Below are 4,932 nucleotides of genomic sequence, written 5' to 3'. Positions count from 1 at the left end.
GAGGGGATACAAAAGTTAATACCCCCGAATTAAAATCATATTCCTGCTGACCATAATTGAATTTAGCATTGACATTTCGCTTTAAACCAACAGAGTAAAAGTTTTGAATCCATTTGAGTTCACTTTCCTTCACGGGATACCGTACTTTGCTGTAATCAATCAGGCTGATCATCGGGTGTTCAGGCTTGGGCAGATCACAGAAACCGTGAAATTCGGATATTGAATTAAAGCGGAACGTCTTTGCCATATATGCTAATTTACCTGATTATTTTACTTTGTACAAAATCATACCAGTGTGATTGAAATTCCGTCCCAAAATTGGCCGTCTTCTGTAATTATAAAGCTTTCTGTGCCGTAGGCCTCACAACAATTTCATTTACATCTACATCAGATGGCTGAGAAACCGCAAATGCCACTGCCCTGGCAATTGCTGCGGCAGGCAATAAGTCCTTCCTGAATTTTTCAACAGCTAATTTTTTCAGGTCCGGATCTGAAATACTTTCAGCTAGTTCTGATTCCGTGGCTCCGGGTGCTACCAGTGTTACCCTGATATTTGCACTTACTTCCTGACGCAGACCATCGGAAATGGCACGTACTGCAAATTTTGTAGCACTGTAAACCGTAGAAGTAGGTCCTACCCAACGGTCGCCTACCGAAGTGATGTTTACAAACTGTCCGCTATCTTTGCCTTCAAAAATCGGAAGTGCTGCAGCAATACCGTGCAAAACGCCTTTGATGTTCACATCAATCATTCTATGCCACTCTTCAATTTTGTAACTGTTAATCATTGAAAGAGGCATCAATCCTGCGTTGTTTACCAATACATCCAACGTGCCATACTGCTCTACGGCATAATTGACAAAAGCAATCACATCATCTGTGTCAGTTACATCAAGTTTCTTATAAATGGCTTCTCCGCCATCTGAAACAATAGACTCCACTATGGTTTTAAGGTTATCAATCCGCCTGGCCCCTAAAACGACCTTAGCACCCTCTGCAGACAAATGACGTGCTATCGCCTCACCAATACCACTGCTCGCCCCTGTAATGGCTATTACTTTTCCTTTAATGCTTTCCATATCTTTAGATTTTATGTTTAATATGATAGCACAAAGATGGCTGGCCTGCACTCAGGAATTGTAGCCCGATCCGGGAATAATGTAGTTAAATCGTGAATATGATTCGGGTATTTTACCTTGAGGGTGGTATTTACCAAGGCGCAGATTCACCTGATTGGGAAAAAGTGCCTGTTGGGCCATTCTCATCAAGTAATGCCATAGCAATAGCTGACTTAGCACCTTCTTCAGGAGTTAAGGGTGCCTGGTCTGACCCGATGGATGTTTTTACCCAACCTGGACTAACTGCATTTACTTTAATCCTGGAAGCATCAAGGGCATTAGCCAGAAAAACAGTGAATTGGTTCAGGGCTGTTTTTGACGCACTATAAGCGTAAGGTTTTAAAGCGTATAGCCAATGCTCTTTATCCAAGTGGGCACCAAAGGAACCGGACATGCTGCTGATGTTTACAATACGCCCCGCTCCGCTTTTTTTGATCGCGGGCAATAATTCCTGGGTCAACTCTACGGTACCGAAATAATTAATGTCAAAAGTATCCCGTAAGGTTCGAATGGGAACGGTTTCGGTGTTATTCCCGAACCAAGCGCCGTCCAAAAATACGGCGGCATTGTTGATCAGAATGTCCAGCACACCATATTCACTTTCGATATATTTTCTAACATTATCAATGTCAATCGATTTACTGATGTCAAGTTTTACAAAAGTAACGTCTAATGATAAATTCCTTAAGGCCGCTGCCGCTTTTTCACCTTCGGTTTCATTTCTTGCCCCCAATAAAACTTTAATATTGTGCGCTGCTAGTTGTTTCGCTGTTTCAAATCCAATGCCTTTATTGGCTCCGGTCACTAATGCTATCTTTTTCATTTTCCAGATTGTTTAATTCCAATGCAAAAGTAGCGTAGATGGCATGGCCAATGTTAGCGCAAATAACACCAATCCTTACTAATATCAAACTTTCTTTCACTACTTCCAGAGTAACTATTTCTTATGTAGTTTTCTGTAATCTGAAGGAGAACTGCTGGCATGCTTTTTAAAGAATTGATTGAAATGTGACGCTTCTTCGAAAGCGAGCGCAGAAGAAATCTCCGCAATGTTCCAGTTGGTTAATTTTAATAGGATTTTAGCCTCTTGAATAAGTCTTGATGCTATAATCTCAGTTACAGTTCTTCCTTTAGACATTTTTACCTGACGGTTCAGATAATTGGGATGTAGTGAAAGGCTATCTGCAAAATCTTTCGCAGTTTTTAATTTGATCGTATCGTTAGGGGATTCTATGGGAAACTGTGATTCTAACAATCTTATGAAAGAACAGGCTATAACCTCGGTGGTATTATTCGTTTTTACGAAGGAGCTGATCGGAGCAAGCTTTTGTACATTAAAAATGATCTCAAGTAGATAAGTGCGTAACAGATTATCTTTATAAGGGCTATCCGACTGTGATTCATCAAACATTTTATTGTAGACCTCAATAAAGAATTTAGTCTGCTCTCCAGTAAGGGAATAGATGTTCTGTCTGCCTGGTTTATAGATCGGAAATTCCAGCAGACGATAGCCACTGTTAGCTTTGGTAATAAATTCCTCTTTGAAGACGCAACTCATCCCGGAGTACCCTATACCTGCCTCCTGAACCCCAAAAGGAATTTTGGTGGTAGTACACAGTAAGGTGTTGCCCGAAATATCAATGTTTCTATCCTCAAATTCCAACTGATAGTCACCTTGTAATAATGTAACTGTGTAAAACTTCTTCCTGCTATATTCAAATGAAAAAATAGGATTAGCAGTTGTGCAGATGTCCAGTATATGAAAGGAATCTGCATAATTCCGAATTCTAGCTGATAAGGCAGTAATATTTGCGTAATCACTGGAGGATGTAGAACCAGATATTTTCATAATCAAAAATAAAATAAAAGTTGATCTCTTTCTACTGCAATAGAACTATTTGGGAATATTCCCATTATTAGAGTGAAATGTATTGGAATTATAGGCACTGTATTTATAATACATCAAATCATTTCTGAATTTTTTCAAAGATAGCTACGGTAAGATGCTGACTAAATAAGTTTTGATTGTTTTCCAAGTCTCAGTAAGAAAAAAATATTTGATTAATTGCTGTAAAACAATAATAAATTGTAGTTTTACAGTATCAATTCGTTCATATGAAAAATGTAAGAACTATTTCAAAATTACTGGAAATAATCACCAGAATTTTAGCCGCTGGTTATTTCGCATCATTTCTGCTCTCGGTAACTTCATTTTCAACCGGCTGGTCATTAAATCTGATTAGTGATAACCGCCGCTTTGAAATCTGTTATCCTTTCACCCAGACACCTTACCTTTTGGGTGAGTATAACGATGGCTACATCCTGATGTTCCTTTTGCTGCTTGGCCTCTACGCTTTATTCTTCTTTTTAGTAGGTAATGTGTTCGCCGTGTTTAGTAAACCAAAACTATTTACCGCGTATGGTATCAGGCAGCTCAAGCTTTTTTACCTTGGCAATCTGGTGCTGCCTTTAGCATCTGCTGTCCTGATCTCCCTTTTTTACAACATGGAGTCGCCGGCCGGAATTCTTATTACGCTGCATATACTGCTGGGCGTGTTAACTTATTTTATGGCCGCTATTTTTAAAGAAGGGTACCTGCTGCAAACCGAAAACGATCTGATCCTCTGATATGGCCATTATAGTAAACGTAGATGTGATGCTGGCCAAACGTAAGATGCAGAGCAAAGAACTGGCGGAGATCCTCGATATGACGCCTGCCAACTTTTCCATCCTAAAGACAGGGAAGGCAAAAGGGATCAGGTTTGATACGCTCCAGACAATTTGCAAAGCACTGGATTGCCAGCCCGGTGATATACTGGAGTATGTAGCTGACAAGTAATTATAGGTAACAATTATGAATTAATTAAACCCTTCAGAAAGAAGGGAGGGCCACTCTTTTGTCTAAATTTTTCCTTGATATGAATACACTATCCATCAAAAACCTTAGTAAAACCTACCTGAACGGCGTAAAAGCGTTAGACAGCTTATCTCTTGAAATAGGGAACGGTATGTTCGGCCTGCTCGGTCCCAATGGTGCAGGTAAATCATCTTTGATGAAAACATTAGCCGGTCTACAACTGCCAGACAATGGCGAAATAAAGTTCAATGGTCTTGACATTGTGGCTGACCCGCTTGCAGTGAAAAAGCAATTAGGTTTTTTACCACAGGATTTTGGGGTGTATCCCAAAGTTTCTGCTTACGATCTGCTCAATCACATTGCCGTATTAAAGGGCCTATCCCACGCGCCCTCCAGGAAGGAACAGGTGCTGGCCCTCTTAGCGCAGACAAACCTTTATGCGCAGCGTCATAAGGACGTTCATACCTTTTCAGGAGGCATGCGGCAGCGATTTGGCGTAGCCCAGGCGTTGCTTGGTGATCCGCAGCTCATCATTGTAGATGAACCTACCGCCGGTTTGGATCCTGAAGAACGTAATCGCTTCAACAATTTGCTTAGTGAGATCGGTGAAGAAAAAATCGTCATCTTGTCCACTCACCTGGTTGAAGATGTCAGAAGTCTGTGCTCCCAAATGGCTGTAATGAACAAAGGGACGATTATTGCCAGCGGAAAGCCAGCTGATTTTATTGCTGCTCTGGCGGGTAAATTATGGCAAAAAACCATAGCCAAGACAGATAAAACCGTTTATGAACAGCAATTCTGCGTAATCTCTGCACAGCTTCATATAGGCAGGCTCAATATCCATGTTTATGCAGATAAAGACCCGGAAAATGGCTTTGAACCGCTTAAACCCGCTTTGGAGGATGTATACTTCCACTTGCTTACCTCAAACAACTAACTTATGATCGCTTTATTGAA

The 4,932-nt window shown here is 40.7% G+C and carries 6 protein-coding genes and 1 pseudogene; 3 read left to right on the top strand and 4 right to left on the bottom strand.

What is annotated here, in order from left to right:
- From ABWY16_RS14945 to ABWY16_RS14930, 4 genes and pseudogenes are all read right to left on the bottom strand, one after another.
- Positions 1 to 247: pseudogene (locus ABWY16_RS14945) on the bottom strand (AraC family transcriptional regulator); the annotation flags it as partial.
- 88 nt (positions 248 to 335) lie between these two features.
- Entirely contained in the window at positions 336 to 1,079 is a 744-nt protein-coding gene (locus ABWY16_RS14940; RefSeq protein ID WP_353905449.1) for an SDR family oxidoreductase, read from the bottom strand.
- Between the two features lie 130 nt (positions 1,080 to 1,209).
- Positions 1,210 to 1,941: an SDR family oxidoreductase gene (locus tag ABWY16_RS14935; RefSeq protein ID WP_353905448.1), complete on the bottom strand. Its 732-nt coding sequence runs from the start codon at positions 1,939 to 1,941 to the stop codon at positions 1,210 to 1,212.
- A 114-nt stretch (positions 1,942 to 2,055) separates the two neighbouring features.
- Positions 2,056 to 2,967 (bottom strand): helix-turn-helix domain-containing protein, encoded by a 912-nt coding sequence (locus ABWY16_RS14930; protein ID WP_353905447.1) that lies wholly within the window; start codon positions 2,965 to 2,967, stop codon positions 2,056 to 2,058.
- A 266-nt stretch (positions 2,968 to 3,233) separates the two neighbouring features.
- Between ABWY16_RS14930 and ABWY16_RS14925 the strand changes: the two genes are divergently transcribed.
- The 3 genes from ABWY16_RS14925 to ABWY16_RS14915 all read left to right on the top strand — a co-directional run bounded on the left by ABWY16_RS14925 (position 3,234) and on the right by ABWY16_RS14915 (position 4,912).
- On the top strand, positions 3,234 to 3,746 hold the full coding sequence (locus tag ABWY16_RS14925; RefSeq protein WP_353905446.1) for a hypothetical protein: 513 nt from the start codon (positions 3,234 to 3,236) through the stop codon (positions 3,744 to 3,746).
- 1 nt (position 3,747) lies between these two features.
- Positions 3,748 to 3,957: a helix-turn-helix domain-containing protein gene (locus ABWY16_RS14920; RefSeq protein WP_353905445.1), complete on the top strand. Its 210-nt coding sequence runs from the start codon at positions 3,748 to 3,750 to the stop codon at positions 3,955 to 3,957.
- Positions 3,958 to 4,036: 79 nt separating this feature from the next.
- The gene (locus tag ABWY16_RS14915) at positions 4,037 to 4,912 is read left to right on the top strand and encodes an ABC transporter ATP-binding protein (RefSeq protein ID WP_353905444.1); all 876 of its coding nucleotides are present in this window, start codon (positions 4,037 to 4,039) and stop codon (positions 4,910 to 4,912) included.
- Positions 4,913 to 4,932 lie beyond the last annotated feature (20 nt).

This window comes from Pedobacter sp., assembly GCF_040513095.1.
GTDB lineage: Bacteria > Bacteroidota > Bacteroidia > Sphingobacteriales > Sphingobacteriaceae > Pedobacter.
The sequence above is the reverse complement of the archived record's forward strand: the minus strand, read 5'-3'. Positions and strand labels throughout refer to the sequence as shown.